18 protein-coding genes are annotated in these 21,353 nt (G+C 67.3%); 6 read left to right on the top strand and 12 right to left on the bottom strand.

Annotation, left to right across the window (positions count from 1 at the left end; all coding sequences use genetic code 11):
• The first annotated feature begins 22 nt into the window (after positions 1-22).
• Positions 23-1,855, top strand: coding sequence for a sensor domain-containing diguanylate cyclase (locus AC1DR1_RS08540; protein ID WP_476992442.1), 1,833 nt, complete (start codon positions 23-25; stop codon positions 1,853-1,855).
• Here AC1DR1_RS08540 and AC1DR1_RS08535 read toward each other — a convergent pair.
• Positions 1,852-2,985 carry an acyl-CoA dehydrogenase family protein gene (locus tag AC1DR1_RS08535; protein ID WP_229993503.1) on the bottom strand — a complete coding sequence of 378 codons (1,134 nt, stop codon included), beginning with the start codon at positions 2,983-2,985 and terminating at the stop codon, positions 1,852-1,854. The genes AC1DR1_RS08540 and AC1DR1_RS08535 overlap by 4 nt on opposite strands.
• Before the next feature lie 308 nt (positions 2,986-3,293).
• On the opposite strand from AC1DR1_RS08535, the gene AC1DR1_RS08530 reads away from it, so the two are divergent.
• Positions 3,294-5,033 carry an AMP-binding protein gene (locus tag AC1DR1_RS08530; protein ID WP_476992441.1) on the top strand — a complete coding sequence of 580 codons (1,740 nt, stop codon included), beginning with the start codon at positions 3,294-3,296 and terminating at the stop codon, positions 5,031-5,033.
• 2 nt (positions 5,034-5,035) lie between these two features.
• Positions 5,036-5,542: a MarR family winged helix-turn-helix transcriptional regulator gene (locus AC1DR1_RS08525; protein ID WP_476966104.1), complete on the top strand. Its 507-nt coding sequence runs from the start codon at positions 5,036-5,038 to the stop codon at positions 5,540-5,542.
• A 24-nt stretch (positions 5,543-5,566) separates the two neighbouring features.
• Here the strand turns inward: AC1DR1_RS08525 and AC1DR1_RS08520 are convergent, their stop codons facing one another.
• The 3 genes from AC1DR1_RS08520 to AC1DR1_RS08510 form a co-directional block, all read right to left on the bottom strand.
• Positions 5,567-6,337, bottom strand: coding sequence for an AraC family transcriptional regulator (locus AC1DR1_RS08520; RefSeq protein ID WP_476966103.1), 771 nt, complete (start codon positions 6,335-6,337; stop codon positions 5,567-5,569).
• Between the two features lie 227 nt (positions 6,338-6,564).
• Positions 6,565-6,789, bottom strand: coding sequence for a hypothetical protein (locus AC1DR1_RS08515; RefSeq protein ID WP_229993479.1), 225 nt, complete (start codon positions 6,787-6,789; stop codon positions 6,565-6,567).
• The gene (locus AC1DR1_RS08510) at positions 6,786-8,225 is read right to left on the bottom strand and encodes a glycosyltransferase family 2 protein (RefSeq protein ID WP_229993478.1); all 1,440 of its coding nucleotides are present in this window, start codon (positions 8,223-8,225) and stop codon (positions 6,786-6,788) included. The genes AC1DR1_RS08515 and AC1DR1_RS08510 overlap by 4 nt, the downstream gene beginning before the upstream one ends.
• A gap of 187 nt (positions 8,226-8,412) precedes the next feature.
• Here AC1DR1_RS08510 and AC1DR1_RS08505 point away from each other — a divergent pair, with 187 nt between their 5' ends.
• Positions 8,413-11,592 (top strand): bifunctional cytochrome P450/NADPH--P450 reductase, encoded by a 3,180-nt coding sequence (locus AC1DR1_RS08505; RefSeq protein WP_229993477.1) that lies wholly within the window; start codon positions 8,413-8,415, stop codon positions 11,590-11,592.
• A 48-nt stretch (positions 11,593-11,640) separates the two neighbouring features.
• Here AC1DR1_RS08505 and AC1DR1_RS08500 read toward each other — a convergent pair whose 3' ends face one another.
• The 4 genes from AC1DR1_RS08500 to AC1DR1_RS08485 all read right to left on the bottom strand — a co-directional run bounded on the left by AC1DR1_RS08500 (position 11,641) and on the right by AC1DR1_RS08485 (position 16,030).
• Positions 11,641-12,420: an enoyl-CoA hydratase gene (locus tag AC1DR1_RS08500; RefSeq protein WP_476992440.1), complete on the bottom strand. Its 780-nt coding sequence runs from the start codon at positions 12,418-12,420 to the stop codon at positions 11,641-11,643.
• A 73-nt stretch (positions 12,421-12,493) separates the two neighbouring features.
• Complete coding sequence (gene mmsB / locus AC1DR1_RS08495; protein WP_476992439.1) at positions 12,494-13,438, bottom strand: 3-hydroxyisobutyrate dehydrogenase; 945 nt, start codon at positions 13,436-13,438, stop codon at positions 12,494-12,496.
• Entirely contained in the window at positions 13,431-14,531 is a 1,101-nt protein-coding gene (locus AC1DR1_RS08490; RefSeq protein ID WP_476992438.1) for an enoyl-CoA hydratase/isomerase family protein, read from the bottom strand. The genes mmsB and AC1DR1_RS08490 overlap by 8 nt, the downstream gene beginning before the upstream one ends.
• A complete protein-coding gene (locus tag AC1DR1_RS08485; RefSeq protein ID WP_229993473.1) occupies positions 14,531-16,030 on the bottom strand; it encodes a CoA-acylating methylmalonate-semialdehyde dehydrogenase in 1,500 nt (499 codons plus the stop codon). The genes AC1DR1_RS08490 and AC1DR1_RS08485 overlap by 1 nt, the downstream gene beginning before the upstream one ends.
• A gap of 131 nt (positions 16,031-16,161) precedes the next feature.
• On the opposite strand from AC1DR1_RS08485, the gene AC1DR1_RS08480 reads away from it, so the two are divergent.
• The gene (locus AC1DR1_RS08480) at positions 16,162-16,968 is read left to right on the top strand and encodes an exodeoxyribonuclease III (protein ID WP_229993472.1); all 807 of its coding nucleotides are present in this window, start codon (positions 16,162-16,164) and stop codon (positions 16,966-16,968) included.
• 30 nt (positions 16,969-16,998) lie between these two features.
• Positions 16,999-17,916 carry a DUF8083 family protein gene (locus tag AC1DR1_RS08475; protein ID WP_229993471.1) on the top strand — a complete coding sequence of 306 codons (918 nt, stop codon included), beginning with the start codon at positions 16,999-17,001 and terminating at the stop codon, positions 17,914-17,916.
• 71 nt (positions 17,917-17,987) lie between these two features.
• On the opposite strand, the gene AC1DR1_RS08470 is transcribed toward AC1DR1_RS08475, so the two are convergent.
• The 4 genes from AC1DR1_RS08470 to AC1DR1_RS08455 all read right to left on the bottom strand — a co-directional run bounded on the left by AC1DR1_RS08470 (position 17,988) and on the right by AC1DR1_RS08455 (position 21,353).
• Positions 17,988-19,055, bottom strand: a complete 1,068-nt coding sequence (locus tag AC1DR1_RS08470) for a LacI family DNA-binding transcriptional regulator (protein WP_229993470.1) — start codon at positions 19,053-19,055, stop codon at positions 17,988-17,990.
• 102 nt (positions 19,056-19,157) lie between these two features.
• Positions 19,158-19,412, bottom strand: coding sequence for a hypothetical protein (locus AC1DR1_RS08465; protein ID WP_229993469.1), 255 nt, complete (start codon positions 19,410-19,412; stop codon positions 19,158-19,160).
• Between the two features lie 10 nt (positions 19,413-19,422).
• Complete coding sequence (locus tag AC1DR1_RS08460; protein WP_229993468.1) at positions 19,423-20,322, bottom strand: carbohydrate ABC transporter permease; 900 nt, start codon at positions 20,320-20,322, stop codon at positions 19,423-19,425.
• A complete protein-coding gene (locus AC1DR1_RS08455; protein WP_229993467.1) occupies positions 20,319-21,353 on the bottom strand; it encodes a carbohydrate ABC transporter permease in 1,035 nt (344 codons plus the stop codon). The genes AC1DR1_RS08460 and AC1DR1_RS08455 overlap by 4 nt, the downstream gene beginning before the upstream one ends.

Raw genomic sequence — 21,353 nt, 5'->3', positions numbered from 1 at the left:
GCCGGCAATGGATACTGGGGCAATGACTAATCGCAGCCCGCTCAACAGGGACGATGCCGGCCCGTCGGCGCTGCCGGAGATCCCGGCGCAGCTGCGGGCAGTCCTCAACGGGATCCCGGCCATGGTGGGTTACTGGGACATGGGTCTCCGCAGCCGCTTGGCCAACGATGCCTACTGCGAGTGGTTCGGGATCGAACCGCAGCAGTTGAACGGCATGCACGTCCGGGACGTGCTCGGTGACGTGGCCTTCGAAGCGACCCGGCCGATCATCGAACTGGTGCTCGCCGGAGAGGCGCAACACTTTGACCGGACCCTCGTGAATGCCGCGGGCGAGTCACGCTACACCGAGGTCACGTACACTCCCGATACCCGCGACGGCGCGGTGCAGGGCTTCTTTGTCGTGGTCACCGACATCACGGAGCGGGTGCTGGCCGACCGGCGCCGGCAACGGGACATGGACCGGTACCGCGCCTTGGCGCGCAGCGTCCCCGGCGTCTTCGTGCTCCTCTTCGACGCCGAGCTACGCTACCTGATCGCCGAAGGCCAGGAACTGGAGACCTTCGGCTACCGCACGGAAGAGCTCGAAGGCCGGCGCATCCAGGACGTACTCAGGGGCAATCTCGCCAGCGAGCTCGAACCGCGCTACCGCGCAGCCCTCGCCGGCCGCGAGGTCTCCTGGAGCCGGCAGATCGGCCACCGCACCTACCGGCTCAAGGCCGGACCGGTCTACTCCGACGAAGACGGCGCGGCCGGTATGGTGGTGGCCGTTGACGTCACTGAGCGCTTGCAGCAGCAGCAGGTATGGGAGGCCTTGCACGAGATAGCGACCGCCGTCGCCCGCAACGCCGCCCCTGCAGACATTTCCGAGCGGGTCGCCGCCATTGTCCGCGAGCTGTTCAACGTGGACTCCGCCGCCGTGGTCCGTTTCACGGGCCCGTCCTCGGCGGAAATCGTCGCCATGGCCCCGAGCCTCCCGCCGACGCTGAGCCGCCGGCACATCTTCGCCCCGACAGACGAGTCCGCCACCGTCCGGGTGGCCGTGACCGGCAAGCCGGCCCTCGTTGTGTACGGGCCGGAGGGCGGGCCGGCGGCGGAGCAGATGCGCGCCGGCGGATTCCAGTCCGCGGCGGCAGCACCGGTCCGCGTCCGCGGAAGCCTCTGGGGCGTGGTGAGCCTGACCTCGAAATCCCGCACAGGCGTCACGGAAGCCATGATGGAGCGGCTGGCCCAGTTCGCGGAACTCGTCGAGATCGCGATCGGCAACACGGAGGCATGGACCGATCTGGAGCTCCAGGCGACAACCGACGCCCTCAGCGGCCTGCCCAACCGGCGGGCGCTGGAACAGCACCTCGACGAACAGGTGGCGCTGGCCGGGAGACGTGGGACCAGACTCAGTGCCGTCGTCCTGGATATCGACCACTTCAAGAGAGTCAACGACACCCATGGTCACTTGATGGGCGACGTCGTCCTCGCGGAGATCGCGGCCAGGCTCCGGTCGGTCGCCCGCGCCAACGAGATCGTGGCCCGCTTCGGCGGTGAGGAGTTCGTGTGGCTGCTCCCGGAGACTGACGGCGCCGAGGCCCTGTTCGCGGCCGAACGGGCCCGCGAGGCCATCGCCTCCGAACCGTTCGGGGAAGTCGGTTTCCTGACGATCTCCGCCGGAGTCTGCGAGCAGGGCGACGCCACGGCCGGTTCCCTCCTGGATTGCGCGGACCGGGCCCTGTACGAGGCCAAGAACGCCGGCCGCAACCGCACGTCCCGGTACGGTCACGCCAGCCCGGCGGGCCGGACAGCTTCGGGCGGCCAGGCTCGGAACGGCCAGGCGCGGGACGGCACGGACACGCGCGGGGCCTAGACGAAGGCGGACTTCCCCGTCACGGCCCGGGCCACGATCAGCGAATTGATTTCGTAGCTGCCCTCATAGGTATAGAGGATTTCGGCGTCGCCGAAGAGCTTGCCCATCTCATAGTCGCTGCTGATGCCGTTGCCGCCCATGAGGGACCGGCCCATCGCCACCGAGGCACGCGCCAGCCGCGTCGTGGTCGATTTGGCCATCGCGGCCTGGACCATCTCGAGCTTGCCGTCTTCCTGGATCCGCGCCAGCTGGGCCATCAGGGCCAGGGAGGCCGTCGCGTTGCCCAGGATCTCGGCGAGCTGCTGCTGGATGAGCTGAAAGCGGGCCAGTTCCTTGCCGAACTGGCGGCGCTGCAGCGAATAGGCGCGTGCGACGTCGAACGCGGCCAGCTGGATGCCGGCGCCCTGCCAGCCCACCCAGGCCCGTGAATCCCGCAGGAGCTCATTGGCCTTGGAAAAGTCGGTGGCGCCGGGAAGGAGGTTGGCCGCCGGGATGCGGACCTCGTCGAGGACAATGTCGGCGTTCTGCATGATGCGCAGGCCGATCTTGTTGGCGATCTTCGTGGCGGTGTAGCCGGCACGGTCCGTCTCCACGATGAAGCCCTTGATGTGCTGGTCAGCAACGTCCCGGGCCCACACAAGGGCGAAGTCCGCGATGGTGCCGGCGCCGATCCATCGCTTGGCGCCGTTGAGGACCCATTCGCCGCCGTCCAGCCGCGCGGTGGTTTCCAGGCCACCGGCGATGTCCGAGCCGTGGTCCGGCTCCGTCAGGGCGAACGCTCCGAGCTGGGTGAACGCGGTGAGGCCGGGGAGCCAGCGTGCCTTCTGTTCCTCCGAGCCCAGCTCATCGATCATGCCGACAATCAGCTCGTTGTGGATGCCTACGAGCGCCGAGAGGGAGACGTCGGCGCGGGCCACCTCGACGTACATGAGCCCCTTGAAGAGCTTGGACGTGCCGTCCGTTTGCAGCCCGCCCAGACCGTATTTGCCGAGTTCCGCGAGCAGGCCGAAGGGGAACTCCTCGCGGTTCCAGTAGTCGATCGACGCGGCCCGGATCCGGGACTGCAGGAACTCCCGGACCTCCTGGTAGCGGAGCTGTTCGTCCGGCGGCAGCAGGTCCACGATGTACATCAGGTCGGCGTCGGGGAACGGCGGCTGCGCAACTGCTGCTGCGGCGCCTGTCTCCGCCGTGTTCGATTCCGTGTTTGTTTCGGCTGGCGCCGGCTGTCCGCTGGCACGTCCTTGTGGCTGCACGGGCACGTATCCCTTCCTCATGCGCGCCGCCTGCAGAGCAGCGCCGCTCTTCCAAACCCTTGGATGTCCTAGTATATTGCACAGTGATGGGGATCACTAGGCAGGCACCGTGCCGGACCGGCGGGATCCCAGGCAACGGCGCCACGCCCGGAACGGCAGCGCCAGAGTACTTCGAAAGGTGCACCATGACCGTGACTGAGGAATTCCGGGCCGCGCGGGACCGGCTGCTGGCCCTGCGCGGGGACTACGACGGCGCCCGCAGCGAATTCCAGTGGCCGCGCTTCGAGGAATTCAACTTCGCACTGGACTGGTTCGACCAGCTCGCGGCAGACCCGGCCAGGGCGGACAAACCGGCGCTGGTGATCGTCGAACAGGACGGGTCCGCGACCCGGCGCAGTTTCGCGGACCTCTCCCGGCGCTCGTCCCAGGTGGCCAACTGGCTGCGCGCGCAGGGCGTGCGGCGCGGGGACCGGATGATCATCATGCTCGGCAACCAGGTGGAGCTCTGGGAACTTATGCTCGCCGGCATCAAGCTGGGCATCGTCATGATCCCCACCACCACCCTGATGGGACCCGCCGACCTGCAGGACCGGGTGGAGCGCGGCGGCGCATCCTGGGCCGCCGTCGGCAGTGCCAACATCGCCAAGTTCGCCGACGTCGCCGGTGACTACGCGCTGATCGAAATCGGTGGCAGCCCCGCGAGTACCTCCGCAGCCCCAGACAATGTCCGGCAGTACGCCGGCGCTGCCGCCGCCGGAGTGGACTTCACCCCGGACGCCCCCACCCTTGCCAACGAGACCCTCCTGCTGTACTTCACCTCCGGCACCACGTCCAAGGCCAAACTCGTCGAACACACGCACACCTCCTACCCGGTGGGACACCTGTCCACGATGTTCTGGATCGGGATGGAACCGGGCGACGTGCACCTCAACGTGGCCTCGCCGGGCTGGGCCAAGCACGCCTGGTCCAATGTGTTCACCCCGTGGATCGCCGAGGCGTGCGTGTTCATCTACAACTACGAACGCTTCGACGCCAAGGCCCTCATGGAACAGATGGACCGCGAATCCGTGACCAGCTTCTGCGCCCCGCCGACGGTCTGGCGGATGCTGATCCAGGCCGATCTCACCCGGCTGTTGAACCCGCCCACCAAGGTGGTGTCCGCCGGCGAACCGCTCAACGCCGAGGTGATCGACCAGGTCCACCGTGCCTGGGGCCAGAGAATCCGGGACGGCTTCGGCCAGACCGAATCGACGGTGCAGATCGCGAACACCCCGGGCCAGCCAATCAAGATCGGCGCCATGGGAAAGCCGCTGCCGGGCTACGACGTCGTGCTCGTGGACCCCGCTACGGGTGCGGAGGCCGACGACGGCGAGCTCTGCCTGCGCCTCGACCCCCGCCCCGTGGGGCTCATGAAGGCGTACTACGGCGACCCGGACAAGACGGCGGAGGCTTTCCGCGACGGTTATTACCACACGGGGGACATGGCGAGCCGGGACGAACGGGGCATCATCACGTATGTGGGCCGCGGCGACGACGTCTTCAAGTCCTCCGACTACCGGCTGTCCCCCTTCGAACTGGAGAGCGTGCTCATTGAGCACCCGGCGGTGGCGGAGGCCGCCGTCGTCCCCTCCCCCGACCCGCTCAAGCTGTCGGTGCCGAAGGCGTTTGTGGTCCTGGCGGCCGGGCACCAGCCCGGCCCGGAGCTGGCCGAGGATATCCTGCGGTACTGCCGGGACCACCTGGCCCCGTTCAAGCGGATCCGCCGGCTGGAGTTTGCCGAACTCCCCAAAACGATCTCGGGCAAGATCCGCCGGGTGGAGCTGCGGCACAGCGAGGAGCTGCGCCACGGCGGCGGGCCTGTTCCCGAAGGCTTCGGCGTCGAGTACTCCGACTCCGATTTTCCCGGGCTCAAGAGTCAGGGGTGAGCGTGGGAACACCGCTGCCGCGAGATCCGATCGCCGACGCCCGGCTGAACTGGGAGCGCCACGGCTGGTCCGACGTCGCCGCCCCGATGGCCGCGATCACCGCCATCATGCGGACCCAGCAGATCCTGCTGGGCCGGATCGAGGCCGTTCTCAAGCCGTACGGACTCACGTTTGCCCGGTACGAGCTGCTGGCCTTGCTCAGCTTCGCCCGCAGCGGGGCGCTGCCCATGAACAAGGCGAGCGCGCTGCTGCAGGTCCACCCCACATCGGTCACCAACGCCGTGGACCGGCTCCAGGACGCCGGGCTGGTGATGCGCTCACCGCATCCCACGGACGGCCGCACCACCTTGATCGAGCTCACCCCCGACGGGCGCGCCCTGGCCAAACGGGCGACGGCGGTGCTGAACTCCGAGGTCTTCGGCCAATCGGGTTTCGGGGACCAGGACGTGGACCAGCTGATCCGGATCCTGGGCACGTTCCGCCGGAACGCCGGGGATTTCAGCGGCTGACTGGCCGTCTTGCCCGACACATTCCTAGACGGCCTGTGGTGTCGGCGGAGCATATTTGAGATGGCGGTAGGCCGTCGGGCTGAGGCCGAAACGGCGTTTGAAGGCCGCGCTCAGCGCAAACGGGCCCCCGTACCCGACCTGGCCGGCGACCTGGGCGGTGGTGAGGTTCGGGTCCGCGAGCAGCTCGCTGGCGAGCAGCATCCGCCAGTTCGTCAGGTAGGTCATCGGCGGCTCGCCGACGACATCGCGGAAGCGGCTGGCCAGCGTGGCGCGGGAGACGTGCAGGCGGGCGGCGAAGGTCTCGAGCGTCCAGGCTTCGGCGGGGGAATCGTGCATAAGCTCCAGCATCTGGGCCACCAGGGAATCCGTGCCTGCCGCCAGCCAGCCGGTGGCCCGCCCGGGATGCTCGGCCGCCCAGGCGCGCACGGCGTGGACCAGCAGCACATCCAGCATCCGGTCGACCACGCTTCCTTGTGCCGGGGCGTTCGTGGTGATCTCGCCGCCGAGGAACCGCGCCAAGGCTGCATCAACGCCGCCGGCGGGGATGATGGCGACACGGGGCAGCACGGCTGTTACCGCGGAACCGATTTCCGCCTCGGTGGTGTAGGTGCCGACGAGCACGACCGTTTCCCCTGCCGACGCATTGCCCCAGGTGCGAACGCCGTGGCTCATGCTGAGGTGGACAGTCTCGCCGGAAGACGTGGTGCATTCCTGACCGGGATGAATGATGATGGTCGCCGCCCGTCCGGGGTCGTCGGCCAGAAGATAGGGGTCAGGCCCGCGGACGACGGCGATGTCACCGGATTCGAGGAGGACCCGCTCGTTGTCCGCGGCACCCGGATCGACGCCGCTGGAGCAGGCGCGGCGGACTCCTGGCGGACGTTCGAGCGGGCCTGGAACCGGGCCAACACCGTGCGATGCGCATTGTCGATCGCTGGCGCGGCAGCCCTGGCCGCTTCGCTGGCCCGGTGATGCCGCGGCTTCCCGGGCAGGTTCACGGCAGGCCCGCCTGGTGGAAATCCTCAGCGGGGCGCGTCGGGGTGGATGCTCCGGGTCTCGCCGCGTTCATGCGGGGGCCGGAGCCAGCCGGGACGGTGGACCTTTGGCAGCACTTTGGTCACCGCCAGGGCCGCGTACATGACCGTATTGATGGCAACAAACGTCGCCAGGATGGCGAACCACTCCGAGTTCAGGAGCGCTTGCGGGAAGAGAACGCCCGTGGGGACGGGCACGCCGGTGAGGCTCATGCGGACTCCTTGACGGCCTCGGCGGCGTTGGTGCGGGTGACGTGTTTCCAGTTCGCGGTCCGGCCCAGCGAAATGTCGATGATGCCCTTGATGTAGACGACGTTCAGGAACATGTCGAAAAAGAGTTCGGGGAAGAGAGTGAGGGCCAAAATCCTGGCCCGCCAGCCGCCCTTCCAGACGGTGGCGACGCGTTCGATCATGAACACCCCGCCAAGTCCCAGCCAGAACGGGAACCAGATCCACACGTCCAGGGAGAACATCATGAGGAAGATCAGCAGCAGGTAGGCGCTGAGGGCAATCACGCCATAACCGATGCCGAGCTGCTGCACCCAGTAGCGCATCGTCTGGGACGTGACCCCGTACGCGCCAATGTTCTCCAGCGCTCCCCGCTGCCATCGCAGCCGCTGCGCCCACAGCGTGGACCAAGTGGGCATGAGTTCGGTAACCACGGTGCATGCCGTCGGTGAAATCATCAGGGCGCCAAGCGACTTGAGCGCTATGGTCAGTTCGTTGTCCTCAGTCAGCGCCGCGGTATCGTACACGTCGCCCTTCGTCCCGGGAAGCGAATCGCCCCGCTGCTCGGCGATGGTGCGCAGGGCGACCGGGCGAAAAAGCGACGCGGTCCCGGTCAGGACGAAAACCCTCCCCCGCCGGCGCTTGATTTCCCGGCCGTAGCGGAGGTACTCGTTGCGCTGGAACTGGCCGAGTACGCCGTGGCCTTCCTCCCCGTAGAACAGGCCGCCCACCGCCATCAGGGCGCGGTCGTCCACGAAGCGGTTCACGGCCGCGCCGAGGAAGCCGTCATCGAGCTGGGTGTCGGCGTCCATCACCATCATTAGGTCGTTGGCACCGAGCCTGGGAAGGATTTGCTTGAGCACCTGGTTCAGGGCGCCGGCCTTCTTTTTCGTGTTGTCGACCGACTCATAGAGCTCGACGCCGGCGTCGCGGGCGATCTCCACGGTGCTGTCGGTGCAATTGTCCGCCACCACGATGATTCGTTCGGGGCTGTGGGACTGTGCCCGCAGGGAGGCGATCGTGGAGGGCAGTGAGACTTCCTCGTTGTGGGCCGGGATGAGCACGGTGACGGTAACAGGGCCCGCATAGACTCCGCGGGTGGCTCCCATCACGATCTTCGGTGCCAGCGGAGCGATCCGAACGTTCGCCGACCGCCGCGACCGGGTGGTGATCCGGCGCTCCAGCAGGGCGACGCCGGCGGCCAGCAGCACGGCGAGCGCGACCGCCGCGCCCAGGATCCGGGCTCCGGGCGCGTTCGTGCTGTAGAGCACGTTCCACACCCCCAGGATGAACCCGTGCGGCTCCCCTTCGGCTTGTGCGCGTCCCCCCGCGGCGACGGCGGCCCACAGGATCGCCGCCGCGGTGCCGGCGATTACTGCGATGACCAGACCTACAGTCCGGTGAAGTTGTCCTCTGCCCACCGTTGGGATAGTAGCAGGGAATCATTGGCACCACCTGTCACATGAGAATCACCCGCCCCGCCTTGATGGGTGCCTATTTTGCCCGGAATCTGACGGGAGTATCGTGGTTCGGAGCCGGACGGTGCCGTCCGGCCAGGCAGCAATTAGTGCTCACAGAGCGTCGATTGGCGATCGCCTAGGAGGGGCCATGACTTCGCCCAGCATCCCCATACCGCAGCCTCCCACGAAGCCGGTGGTCGGCAATTTGGCCGACATCGACTCCAGCAAGGGAATCCTGGGAATAGTCGAGGTGGCCGAGCGGTACGGCCCCATTGTCCGCATCCAGTTCTTCAACCGCAGCATCATCGCCATCTCGTCCCAGCAGCTCGTCAACGAAGTCTGCGACGAGTCCCGGTTCGGCAAGGTACTGGGCGTTTCCCTGCGGCAGGTGCGGGATTTCATCGGCGACGGACTGTTCACCGCACGAACAGAAGAACCAAACTGGCAAAAAGCGCACCGGATCCTGATGCCGGCGTTCGGGCCGGCGGCGCTGAAGCGGATGTTCAACGGCATGGACGACATCGCCGAGCAGTTGCTGCTGAAGTGGGAGCGACTCGGCCCCGCGGCCCGGATCGATGTACCGGACAACACCACCCGGCTGACCCTGGACACCATTGCCCTGTGCTCGTTCAGCTACCGTTTCAACAGCCTCTACCGGGAAGACATGCATCCCTTCGTCGGGGCCATGGTCCGCGGCCTGGTCGAATCCGGGGACCGGGCGCGCAGGCTCCCGGTCCAGAACAAGATCATGCTGCGCAAACGCCACCAGCTCGAGGAAGACCATGCCCTGATGTTCGAGGTCGCCGACCAGATGATCAGCGACCGGCGGCGCAACCCCAGCCCGGCTGGCAGCGAGGACATCCTGGACACCATGCTCAATGCGGCGGACCCGGTGACCGGCGAGCGGTTGAGCGAGGAAAACGTCCGCTACCAGATGGTTACCTTCCTGGTGGCCGGGCATGAGACCACCAGCGGCCTGCTGTCCTTTGCGCTCTACGAACTGCTGCGCCATCCGGATGTCCTGGCCAAGGCTCGCGCCCAGGTGGACGAGGTCCTCGGCACCGAGAGCGCCCGGTTCGAGCACCTGCCCCGGCTGGGGTACCTGGACCAGATCCTCAAGGAGACGCTCCGGCTGTGGCCCACCGCCCCGGCCTTCAACGTCGCCCCGTTTGAGGACACCACGCTTGGCGGCCGCTACGAGGTCCCGGCAGGCCAGCCCATTATGGTCCTGATCCCGCAGCTGCACCGGGACAAGGCGGCCTGGGGCGAGGACGCCGGGATCTTCGATCCGGACCGATTCTCACCTGTTCGGGCCGCAGAAATCCCTGCCAATGCCTGGAAGCCCTTCGGCAACGGGCAGCGCTCCTGCATCGGCCGGGGATTTGCCCTGCAGGAGGCCATGCTGTTCCTGGCCAAGCTCCTGCAGCGCTTCGAGGTCACGGCGGCGGACCCGGGCTATGAACTTCAGATCAAGCACACGCTGACGATGAAGCCTGAGGGGCTGTTCATCCACGTGCGCAGGCGGGACGTCACGATCGCAGCCGGACCCCCGGCCGCCGTCCAACAAGCCGCGCAGGCTGAAGCGGCCGCGGCGGCCGCCGCGCCCAACGGCGTCCCGATTCGTGTGCTCTACGGTTCCAACGCAGGCACGTCCAAGGACTTCGCCCAGCGCATCGCCAACGACGCCGGACGGCGCGGCTACAGCCCCACCATCGGTCCGCTCGACGAGGCGGCCGGCGGGCTGCCGACGGGGGGCCTCGTCACCGTCGTAACGTCCTCCTACGAGGGCCAGCCGCCGGACAACGCCCGAAAGTTCGTGGCCTGGACCGAAGGCCTGCAGCCGGGCAGCCTCGCCGGGGTGCGGTACACGGTCTTCGGCAACGGCAACAAGGACTGGGCGCGAACGTACCAGGAGGTGCCCAAGGCCATCGACGCCCGGTTCGAGGCTGCCGGCGCGACACGGATCTATGACCGCGGCGAAGCCAACGCCCGCGGCGACTTCTTCGGCGATTTTGACGAGTGGTACGCGGGGTTCTGGCCCGCGGTGGACGCCGCCCTGGGGCAGAGGACCAGCCCGCCGACCGCGCAGCCCCAGCTGGAACTCCAGTTCATCGGCAACGTCCGGGATCCGCTGCTGCGCCAGAACGGGCTGGCACTCGGTACCGTCGTCGCGAACCGGGAACTGGTCGATCTGGCCAAGCCCGGCGCCCGGTCCAAGCGGCATGTCGAGATCGCACTGCCCGAGGGAATGAGCTACCGGACCGGGGACTACCTGGCCGTGCTGCCGCTGAACCCCAGCGCCCTCGTGCAGCGCGCACTGGCCCATTTCAACCTCGACTACGACTCGCACGTCCAGCTGAGCATGGAGCGCGGGGACACTTTCCTGCCCACCAGTGCGCCTGTGGCCGTGGGCGAACTGTTGAGCAGCTACGTGGAACTCGCGGTCCCCGCCACCCGCACCCAGCTCGAGGACCTGGCTGATGTCGCGGCGGATCCTGCCCACCGCGCCGAACTCGAGGCCCTGGCCCAGGACCGGGGGCGGTACGCGGCCGAGATTCTCGACAAGCGGGTCTCCCTCCTGGATCTGCTGGAGACGTATCCGTCATGCCAGCTCTCGTTCACCTCGTTCCTGCAACTGCTGACTCAGCTGACCCCCCGGCGGTACTCCATCTCCTCGTCCCCGCTCTGGAGCCCCGACCACGCGACCCTGACCTTCGCCGTCATCGAGGCTCCGGCGTGGTCGGGCCGCGGCGTCTTCGAAGGCGCCTCTTCCACCTACCTCGCCCAGGCCAGGCCCGGGTCAAGGGTGGCGGTTACTGTCCGGCCCTCGAACGCGGCATTCCACCCGCCACCGTCCCTGGAAGTCCCGCTCATCATGGTCTGTGCAGGGACCGGGCTGGCACCCTTCCGCGGATTCGTCCAGGACCGGGCGCTGCGGGCCGAAGCCGAGGACACGACGCCGGCGCCTGCCCTGCTGTTCTTCGGCTGCCGGGCCCCGGACACCGACTTCCTCTACCGCGCGGAACTTGCGTCGTGGGCCGAGCAGGCCAACCTCGATCTGCGGCCGGTCTTTTCCACCGCCCCCGAAGACGGCCTGAAATATGTCCAGGACCGGCTTTGGGCAGACCGGGCCGACGTCGTCGAGCTGGTCCGGCAGGGCGCCACGGTCTACGTCTGCGGCGACGGCAAGAACATGGCGCCGCAGGTCCGGGACACGTGCGCCCTCATCTACCAGGAAGCGACAGGTGCCTCCAAGGAGGAGGCCGAGGCGTGGATGGATGAAGTTGAACGCACGCATGGCAGGTACGTGGCCGACATCTTCACGTGATGCCGACGTACCGGCTTTTGGCGCCGCCGCGCCCTCGCCGGCAGCTAACTAGCGGTGGTTGAACTCCGGCTGCCGCTTCTCCGTGAAGGCTGCCATGCCTTCCTTCTGGTCCTCGGTGGCGAACAGCGAGTGGAACACGCGCCGTTCAAACAGCACGCCCTGGGCAAGCCCGGTCTCAAACGCCGCGTTCACCGCTTCCTTGGCCACCATCGCCACGGGCTTGGATTTGGAGGCGATCACCTCGGCAGCCTTCAGCGCTTCCTCGACGACGTCCGCGGCCGGGACCACACGGGAGACCAGGCCCGCGCGTTCGGCCTCCTCGGCGTCCATGAAACGGCCGGTCAGGATCATGTCCATCGCCTTGGACTTGCCCACAGCGCGGGTCAGGCGCTGCGAGCCGCCCATGCCGGGGAGCACGCCGAGGTTGATCTCCGGCTGGCCGAACTTGGCATTGTCCCCGGCGATGATGAAATCGCACATCATCGCCAGCTCGCAGCCCCCGCCCAGCGCGAAGCCGGACACGGCTGCCACGACGGGTATGCGGAGCCGGGTGAAGTCCTCCCAGCCGCGGAACCAGTCCGCCGCGTACATGTCCATGTAGCCCTTGGACTGCATTTCCTTGATGTCCGCGCCGGCGGCGAAGGCCTTCGCGGAACCGGTAACCACCACGGCACCGACCGCCGGGTCCGCGTCCATCCCGGTGACGGCCTTCACCAGCTCGTCCATCGTTGCCTTGTTCAGGGCGTTGAGGGCGTCAGGCCGGTTGAGCGTCACGAGGCCCACGCGGCCGCGGCGCTCCACCAGGATGTTCGCGTACTGTTCCGTCATGAGTGGTCCCCTTCGGTGGTGCTCGTCTGGTGCTGGTTCTGGTTCTGTTTCTGCGTGTGGCTTCGGTCCGGGACTAATCCCCGGCCGTGCCGGCTTCTGATTTGTCCCGGATGTCGGTGATGATGCCGGAGAAGTCCCGGCCGGCACCGCCTTCCGCGGCAAAGGTATCGTAAATTTCGGCGGCGAGCGGGCCGAGACGGGCCGCGACGCCGGTGCTCTGGAGCGCGTTCAGGGCCAGGTTGAGGTCCTTGGCCATGAGCGCCCCGGCGAAGCCGGGCTGGTAGTCCCGGTTGGCGGGGCTCGTCGGGACCGGTCCGGGCACGGGGCAATTGGTGGTCAGCGCCCAGCACTGTCCCGAGGCGGCGGAGGCGACGTCGAACAGTGCCTGGTGGGTCAGCCCGAGTTTCTCGCCAAGCACAAAGGCCTCGCTGACGACGATCATCGAGACGCCCAGGATCATGTTGTTGCAGATCTTGGCCGCCTGGCCGGCACCGTGCGCGCCGCAGTGGACCACGCGCTTGCCCATGACTTCCAGCAGAGGTTTGACGGCTTCGAAGTCCTCGGGGAGGGCACCGACCATGAACGTGAGCGTGCCGGCCTCTGCCCCCACCACGCCTCCGGATACGGGGGCGTCGACGGCACGGTGTCCGGCCGCGACCGCGAGTTCGGCGGCCTCGCGGGCCTCGTCCACGTTGATCGTGGAACAGTCCAGGAACATGGTGTCCGGGGCGGCCAGTTCAAGCAGGCCGGGCGCACCGCCGGTCCCACGGTAGGCATCGAGGAGGTGCTTGCCGCTGGGCAGCATGGTCAGCACGACGGCGGCGCCCGCCGCCGCCTCGGCTGCCGTCCCGGCGGTTGGAATGCCGTGCTCCCGTGCGGCGTCCAGGGCCGCCGGCACCACGTCGAAGCCGGTCACCCGATAGCCGGCCTTGACCAGGTTGACGGCCATCGGGCCGCCCATGTGCCCCAAGCCCAGGAAGGCGATGGTGCCGGTAACAGAGGCTCCTGTTTCAGACATTGTTCTTCTCCATGTTCTTCTCCTTCGGAGAAAGCTTCAGTTCGCGCCCGCCCAGCGGGGCGAAGTAGGCCGCGACGTCCGCTTCGGTGACCTCCGCGAGGGTGGCGGGCTTCCAGCGGGGATTGCGGTCCTTGTCCACCACCTGGGCGCGGATCCCTTCGCGGAAGTCCGGCCCGGCGAGGAAGCGCAGGCCCACGCGGTACTCCTGCTCCAGTGCCTGCTCCAGGCCCAGTCCGCGGACGCGGCGCAGGGACTCCAGTGCCACTTTCACCGCCGTCGGCGACTTGGCCTCGATAGTGTCCGCGGCGCCGGCGGCCTCCCCGCCCACCGTGCGCAGCCGGCGCAGGATCTCCTCGGCGTCGTCGCTGGAGTAGCAGGCGTCAATCCAATCCTGCTGTGCGGCGAGGACTGACTGCGGAGCCGGTTCGGCGAACCGGGCGACGGCGGCTTCCACCGCCTCGGTCTCGAGTGCCACCGCCAGTTCAGCCAGGGCGGCGGAGGGCACAAAGCAGTCGGCGAGACCCAGGAACAGCGCGTCCGCGCCGCTCAGGTGGGCGCCGGTCAGGGCCGCATGCGTACCGGTCTCCCCCGGCGAGCCGGAGAGCAGCAGCGTGCCGCCGACGTCGGGCACGAACCCGATCGTTGTTTCGGGCATTCCAGTGCGCGTGCGATCGGTGACGATCCGCACGGAGCCGTGCGCCGAGATCCCCACGCCGCCACCCAGGACCAGCCCGTCCATGAACACCACGTACGGCTTGGGGTATTCAGAAATGAGCAGGTTCAGCCGGTACTCGTCGGCCCAGAAGTCCGCGGTGGCGTCCCCGCCGTCGAGCATGTCCCGGTAGATGGCGACGATGTCGCCGCCGGCGCAGAGGCCCCGGTCGCCGGCGCCGCGGACCAGCACCGCGGCGATCGCGTCGTCGTCGGCCCAGAGCGTGAGCTGTTCCAGCATCGCGGCGGCCATCGCGGCCGTCAGGGCGTTGACGGCCGCGGGCCGGTTGAGGGTCACGACGCCCAGACGGCCGCGCCGTTCAAACAGGACTTCCTCGTTCAAGGCCTCGCCGGCCGCTTCCTGCGCAGCCTCCGCCCCCATCAGCTGCCTTCCGGCATGACGAAGCTGGCGCCCTGGCGGATGCCGGATGGCCAGCGGCTGGTGACCGTCTTGGTCTTCGTGTAGAAGCGGAAGGCGTCGGCCCCGTGCTGGTTGAGGTCGCCGAATCCGGAGGCCTTCCAGCCGCCGAAGGTGTAGTACGCGATCGGCACGGGGATGGGGACGTTGATGCCCACCATGCCCACCTGGACCCGGCTGGCGAAGTCGCGGGCGGCGTCGCCGTCGCGGGTGAAGATGGCCACGCCGTTGCCGAACTCGTGTTCGCTGCAGAGCCGGAGGGCTTCGTCGTAATCTTCGGCGCGGAGCACGCTGAGGACCGGGCCGAAGATCTCCTCTTTGTAGATCTTCATGTCCTTCGTGACGTTGTCGAACAGCGTGGGACCGACCCAGAAGCCGCCGTCATAGCCTTCCACCTTCAGGCCGCGGCCGTCGGTCACGAGGCTGGCGCCTTCCTCGACGCCGGAGGCGATGTAGCCTTCGATCCGCTCCTTCGCGGAGGCCGCCACAACCGGGCCGAAGTCGGAATCCTTGGCCAGGCTGTGGCCGACCTTGAGGCCGGCGATCCGCGCCTGCAGCTTCTCCACGAGGACATCCGCGGTCTTCCGGCCGACCGGAACGGCTACCGAGATCGCCATGCAGCGCTCGCCCGCGGAGCCGAAGCCGGCCCCGATCAGGGCGTCCGCTGCCATGTCCAGGTCCGCGTCGGGCATGATCACCATGTGGTTCTTGGCGCCGCCGAAGCACTGGGCGCGCTTGCCGTTCGCTGCGGCGGTGGCGTAGATGTACTGGGCAATGGGTGTGGAGCCGACGAACCCGATGGCCTGGACCCGGGGATCCTCCAGCAGCGCATCCACGGCCTCCTTGTCCCCGTTGACCACGTTGAAGACGCCGTCGGGGAGGCCCGCCTCGGTGAAGAGCTCGGCCAGGCGCAGCGGCACGGAGGGGTCACGCTCGGAGGGCTTGAGGATGAAGGCGTTGCCGGCGGCCAGCGCCGGCCCGGACTTCCAGAGCGGAATCATGGCCGGGAAGTTGAACGGCGTGATGCCGGCAACGACGCCGAGGGGCTGGCGCATCGAGTGCACGTCGACGCCTGTTCCGGCGCTGTCCGAGAACTCGCCCTTGAGCAGATGCGGGGCACCGGCGGAAAACTCGACCACTTCGATGCCGCGCTGGATGTCACCCTTGGCATCGAGGAAGGTCTTGCCGTGCTCGGAGGACAGCAGGGTCGCGAGCTCGTCCATGTGCTCGTTGACCAGGTCCACGAACTTGAGCAGGATCCGGCCGCGGCGCTGCGGGTTCATCGCGGCCCATTCCACCTGCCCCTTTTCCGCGCTGGCAATCACATTGCGCACTTCCTCTGCGCTTGCCAGCGGCAGCCGGGCCTGGACCTCGCCGGTGCAGGGATCAAACACATCGCTGAACCGGCCGGAGGTGCCGTCCACCCGCTGCCCGTCAATGTAATGGGATAGTTCTCGAACCATGACCGAATGCTCCTTTGCATGTGACCTAGATCATCTCTGCAGCCGAATATACTCGGACTTCCTACTAATTTCCAGAGGACAGAATCCGCTGGCGGCTTCGTCCGGGGGCCAAGTTCGGTAAGTTAGGGACTGTGAAGATAGCTACCTGGAATGTGAATTCGCTCCGCGCCCGCGCCGACCGCGTGGAGGCCTGGCTTCAGCGCACGGACTGTGACGTCCTGGCCATCCAGGAAACCAAGTGCAAGGACGAGAACTTCCCCTGGGAGCTCTTCGAGAGCATGGGCTACGAGGTGGCACACTTCGGCCTGAGCCAGTGGAACGGCGTCGCGATCGCCTCCCGCGTGGGACTGGACGACGTCGAACGCACCTTCCTGGACCAGCCCATGTTCGGCAAGAATGGCAAGGACGCCGTGCAGGAGGCCCGCGCCATCGGCGCCACGTGCGGCGGTGTCCGGGTCTGGAGCCTCTACGTCCCCAACGGCCGCGCCCTCGACGACGAACACATGCCCTACAAACTCAACTGGCTGGACATCCTGAAAACCCACGCCGGCACCTGGGTCAAGGAGGACCCCGAGGCGCAGATTGCGCTGATGGGCGATTTCAATATCGCACCCCAGGATGACGACGTCTGGGACATCGACTACTTCCGCGCCGAACGCCTCACCCACGTCAGCGAGCCCGAGCGGGCCGCCTTCCACGCCTTTGAGGAGGCCGGCTTCCAGGATGTGGTCCGCCCGCACACCCCGGGACCTGGCGTCTACACCTATTGGGATTACACGCAGCTCCGCTTCCCGAAAAAGGAAGGAATGCGGATCGACTTCATTCTTGCCTCCCCGGCCCTGGCGGCACGGGTCACCGGTGCGATGATCGACCGCGAAGAGCGCAAGGGCAAGGGCGCCTCAGACCACGCACCGGTGCTTGCGGAACTGGCGGACTAATGGCTGCCGCCCAGGAAGCGTCGTGATCCAATGACGGGGAACATTTACCATGGACAGGCCGGACTGCCGTTCTCTTCCGCGCTCCGGATCTATGAGCCCCTCGAGGCGTTCCCCGAGAAGCAGCAGGAAACCCTGCGGGCCGCCGGCGCCGGGCAGGCGTCCCGCGCTGCTGTGGAGAACGCCGAGCTCCTGGCGTCCCTCGGCCGCATCACCCGGTCCGACGGGGACCCGTTTCCCACCGGCCGGACCGACCTCGTCCGCGTCGTCCCGGCCCCGGCACGGCGGGCGCCGTCCGGCGCAGCGCACAACGACGCCGAGTCCGGTCCCGGGACTTCCGCCGCACCCCAGGCCGACCGGCTGCTGTACTGCCCCAGCCAGATGGTCCTCCGCGCCGGGCTGGCCGCCAATGCCCTGATGGAAGGCATCCACGGGCCCCTGGCCCAGCTCCTGATCCCGGAAGAACAGCGGGACAAGCACCAGGAACGCATTGATGAGGTGCGGGCCCACGATGGCCTGAGCCGGGTCCATACCCGGGCGTCCACGTGGGGCATTCCCTTCAGCTGGTTCTGCCTCTTCCAGGAATCGGATCCGACCGACGTCGTCGAATCCGAGGGCCACATCGTGACGGTCCGCATCCGTGCGGGCATCGGCAAGGCACTGGAGCGCGTGAGCTACGCGGTGGCGCACCTGGCCCTCGCCGCACCTGATCTCGACATGCTCGAGGACCTGACCCAGCTCACGGAATGGCTTGAGCTCTTCCACCCGGATTCGGCAGTGGAACTCGATTACGGCGGAGTGGCAGACAAGGTCTATCCGGACGATTCGCCCCTGGACGTGCGCCTCGGCATCGAGTGCCTGGCGGAGGGCGACATGACCGGCGCCGCCGCGGCCTACCGCCGGCTGGCCTCACGCTGGGTGCCGATCCGCCAGCTGGCCCGCGCTTCCTAGGCCTCACCGGACCGCAACCCCCTGCGGCGGGCGCGGGACAGCTGACACAGCTGATCCGCCGAACGCCGTCGCTAGCGGAGCCGAGCGGACTTCCGCAGCGGCGGCGCCGTCGTTGTCCGCACAATCAGCCGGTGCGGCGCCACGGCGGACTGAACGGCCCCGGCAATTCCGTCGAGCTCGTCCAGCAGCATCTTGGTGCCGAGTTCGGCTTGCAGGTCCGGCCGCTGCCCGACCGTGGTGAGCCCCATGGCCTCGGCGAAGTCGTGGTCATCGATGCCGATGACCGACAAATCCTCCGGGACGCGCACACCGGCCTTGTTCGCCTCGAAGATGACGCCCATGGCCATCTCATCCGAGGCGCAGAAGATTGCTGTGGGCTTGGACCCGTCGGCGGCCCAGAGCCGCCGGAACGCCTCCTGGCCGCTGCGAACGGTGAAGTCCCCCCACACGTCCCATTCGGCCCGGGCGGGCAGCCGCGCCTCGCGCATGATGTCGTGGAAGGCCTGGATCCGGACCCTGGGGACGTCGAAGTTGAGGTCGGTTTCGTCATCGCCGTGCAGGAGCGCGATGTCGGTGTGGCCCAGCCCGATCAGGTGGCGGACTGCGGTCGCGGCCGCGGCGTAGTCGTCAATGCCAATGTAGGGACACTCCTCGACATGGCCGCCCACCACCACCAGCGGGATATCGATCTTCTGGAGATGCTCGATTTCCTCGTGGGTGAGCGCCATACAGAGGACCAGCAGTGCGTCGATCTGCTTGTAGACCATGGTCTTGCTGAAGAGCCGCTCACGGTTGCTGCCGTGGCCGCCGAGGTTGAAGAGGGAAAGGTTGTACTGACGGGAGTGCAGTTCCCGGTCGGCGCCCTCGATGGCCTTGGAGAAGAACCAGCGGCTGACGAACGGTGCCAGCACCCCAATGGTCTTGGTCCGGCCCGTCGCCAGGCCCGACGCCGAGGACGACGCGACGTAGCCCAGGGATTCGGCAATGCCGAGGATCTTCTCCCGCGTTGCCGGGGAAACGCGGGGCAAACCGCGGACGGCCCGGGATACGGTGGCCGTGGATACGCCGGCAGCGGCGGCAACATCCTCAATGCTGACGCCGGAGTGGCCGCCGCGCTGCGCCCTTTCTGTCCGTGCCACTTGTGTCCCCTTGTTGACGGTCCGCGGAAGCCGGTCGGCTGCCCGCAGACGTGTTGCACCCGCCTCGCCGCGGCGGATAAATAGTCCTGGCCCCTGGGCTGCCTAGGCGCGCCGGCTGGCGGTCCGGCGCGGCAAGCGCCGGCGCAGCCGGATCATGCCGTAGAGGGCCAGCAGCATGGCGAGCAGACCCAGGGCCCAGAAGAGGGCCGGCTGGGCGGTCACCTCCATCCAGACGGTGACCACCAGCAGCACTACGGCCCAGAAGCCCAGGAACCCGATAATGATGTCGAAGTCCTCGCCGGAACGCACCTTTCGACGCGTCGCCGGCACGTGGCCCTGGTTCTGCTCGTCAGTCATGGCGCCGCAGTCACTTAACCGCGCCGGCGGTGAGGCCCGCAACGATCTTACGCTGGAACACGAGCACCAGGATGACCAAGGGAATGGTCACAATGGTGCCTGCAGCCATGATCGCGGTGTACGGAATCTGGTTCGGCTGCGCACCGGCGAAGCTGGCAATGGCCACAGTGACCGGCTGCGTTGCGTCGGACGAGAGCTGGCTGGCGATCAGGAATTCATTCCACGAGGAGATGAACGCCAGGATGGCCGTCGTGAAGATGGCCGGGGCGGCCAGCGGCATGATCACCTTCCGGAACGCCTGTCCCTGCGTGCAGCCGTCCACGCGCGCCGATTCCTCGAGCTCCCACGGCATCTCCCGGAAGAAGGACGTCATGGTGTAGACCGTCAGCGGCAGCACGAACGAAATGTTCGGGATGATCAGTGCCTGGTAGGTGCCCATCCAGCCGATGTTCGTGAACAGCTGGAACAGCGGCGTGATGAGGGCGACGCCCGGGAACATGGAAGCCCCCAGGATGAAGCCCAGCACGAGGTACTTGAACTTGAAGTTCAGGCGGGCCAGGGCATAGGCGGCAAACACGCCAATCACCAGCGAAACCAGGGTGACCACGGTGCCGATGAACAAGCTGTTGAGCAGCGCCTGGCCGAAGTGGTTGCCGAAGGACGTATCGAATGCTGTCTTGAAGTTGTCCAGCGTCACGTGGGTCGGCAGGATCGAAGTGTCGTAGGTGTAGCCGACGTCGCGGAACGCCGTCACCACCATCCAGTAAGCCGGAGCGAGGCACCAGAAGAGGATCACGACCGCACTGATGTAGGTGCGTCCCTGAGCCCACTTCTCGCGGTTCTGCGCGACCTTCCGCCCCCGGTCCTGCTCTGCGCGCAGCTCGGTTGCGGCGCTCGTCGAGGCGGTCATTTCTTCCCCTTACCTGCGCCGGTCTGCTCCACGACGTTCGCTCCAAGGAAGCGTACGAAGATGAAAGCCACCAGAAAGATGATGATGAATGTGATGGTGGACAAAGCCGCCGCCGCGTTGAAGCCCTGCCTGATCTGGTTGATCACCAGGATGGACAGCGTGGTGGTGTTGTTCGCCCCGCCCGTCAGGATGTACGGGAGGTCGAACATGCGCAGTGCGTCCAGGGTGCGGAACAAGATGGCCACCATGAGCGCCGGCTTCACCAGCGGCAGGGTGATCATGCGGAACCGCTGCCAGGCTGAGGCGCCGTCGACCTTGGCCGCCTCGTACACTTCCGCGGGAATCATCTGCAGGCCGGCAAGAATCAACAGCGCCATGAACGGCGTGGTCTTCCAGACGTCCGCGATGATCACGGCCCACCTGGCAGGCCATTCGCTGCCGGTCCACAGGACGGTGGTGTTGAAGAGTTTGTTGCCGATGCCTTCGAAGGCGAAGATGAACAGCCACAGCTTGGCCGTAACGGCGGTGGGGATGGCCCACGGCACCAGGACGGCTGCACGGACCAGGCTGCGGCCCTTGAAGGCCCGTGCCATGATGACGGCCATCCAAAAGCCGAGCACTGTCTCCAGGGCCACCGTGACGATGGTGAAGAAGAAGGTGGTGCCGGTGGCGGACCAGAACTGCGCGCCGAGGGTTCCCGGCGGGCAGTCTACGGTCCCGCCGTCCGGAGCCGGGCATTGCTGGAAGATCCAGTTGTAGTAGTTCGAGAAGCCGGCCGGGCCGCCCTCGACGAAGAGCCCCGTGGCGGGGTCCAGACCGGCATCCTTCTGGAATGACATCACAATGGCGGTGATGATCGGGTACACGATCACTACTGACAATGCGAGGATAGTCGGCGCCAGGAGCCAGGCTGCCCAGCGCCCCTGCGTCGCGATGCGGTTGTCCTCCCCAACACCCTTGGGTGCGTGGTGGATCGGTGCCCCGCCCGACGCCGGTGCCTTGACCGACGTCGGGCCTACTTCAGTTGCCAT

It is taken from the genome of Arthrobacter sp. P4_F10, assembly GCF_056401435.1.
Note: the sequence above shows the minus strand (reverse complement) of the source record. Positions and strands in the feature narration are given on the sequence as shown.

Coding starts and splice junctions, on each gene's coding strand:
- AC1DR1_RS08485 (WP_229993473.1), bottom strand. CDS start 16,030: ATGGTTCGAGAACTATCCCATTACATTGACGGGCAGCGGGTGGACGGC.
- AC1DR1_RS08515 (WP_229993479.1), bottom strand. CDS start 6,789: ATGAGCCTCACCGGCGTGCCCGTCCCCACGGGCGTTCTCTTCCCGCAA.
- AC1DR1_RS08475 (WP_229993471.1), top strand. CDS start 16,999: ATGACGGGGAACATTTACCATGGACAGGCCGGACTGCCGTTCTCTTCC.
- AC1DR1_RS08465 (WP_229993469.1), bottom strand. CDS start 19,412: ATGACTGACGAGCAGAACCAGGGCCACGTGCCGGCGACGCGTCGAAAG.
- mmsB (WP_476992439.1), bottom strand. CDS start 13,438: ATGTCTGAAACAGGAGCCTCTGTTACCGGCACCATCGCCTTCCTGGGC.
- AC1DR1_RS08455 (WP_229993467.1), bottom strand. CDS start 21,353: ATGGCAACTGAAGTAGGCCCGACGTCGGTCAAGGCACCGGCGTCGGGC.
- AC1DR1_RS08505 (WP_229993477.1), top strand. CDS start 8,413: ATGACTTCGCCCAGCATCCCCATACCGCAGCCTCCCACGAAGCCGGTG.
- AC1DR1_RS08530 (WP_476992441.1), top strand. CDS start 3,294: ATGACCGTGACTGAGGAATTCCGGGCCGCGCGGGACCGGCTGCTGGCC.
- AC1DR1_RS08460 (WP_229993468.1), bottom strand. CDS start 20,322: ATGACCGCCTCGACGAGCGCCGCAACCGAGCTGCGCGCAGAGCAGGAC.
- AC1DR1_RS08490 (WP_476992438.1), bottom strand. CDS start 14,531: ATGGGGGCGGAGGCTGCGCAGGAAGCGGCCGGCGAGGCCTTGAACGAG.
- AC1DR1_RS08500 (WP_476992440.1), bottom strand. CDS start 12,420: ATGACGGAACAGTACGCGAACATCCTGGTGGAGCGCCGCGGCCGCGTG.
- AC1DR1_RS08540 (WP_476992442.1), top strand. CDS start 23: ATGACTAATCGCAGCCCGCTCAACAGGGACGATGCCGGCCCGTCGGCG.
- AC1DR1_RS08535 (WP_229993503.1), bottom strand. CDS start 2,985: ATGTACATCGTGGACCTGCTGCCGCCGGACGAACAGCTCCGCTACCAG.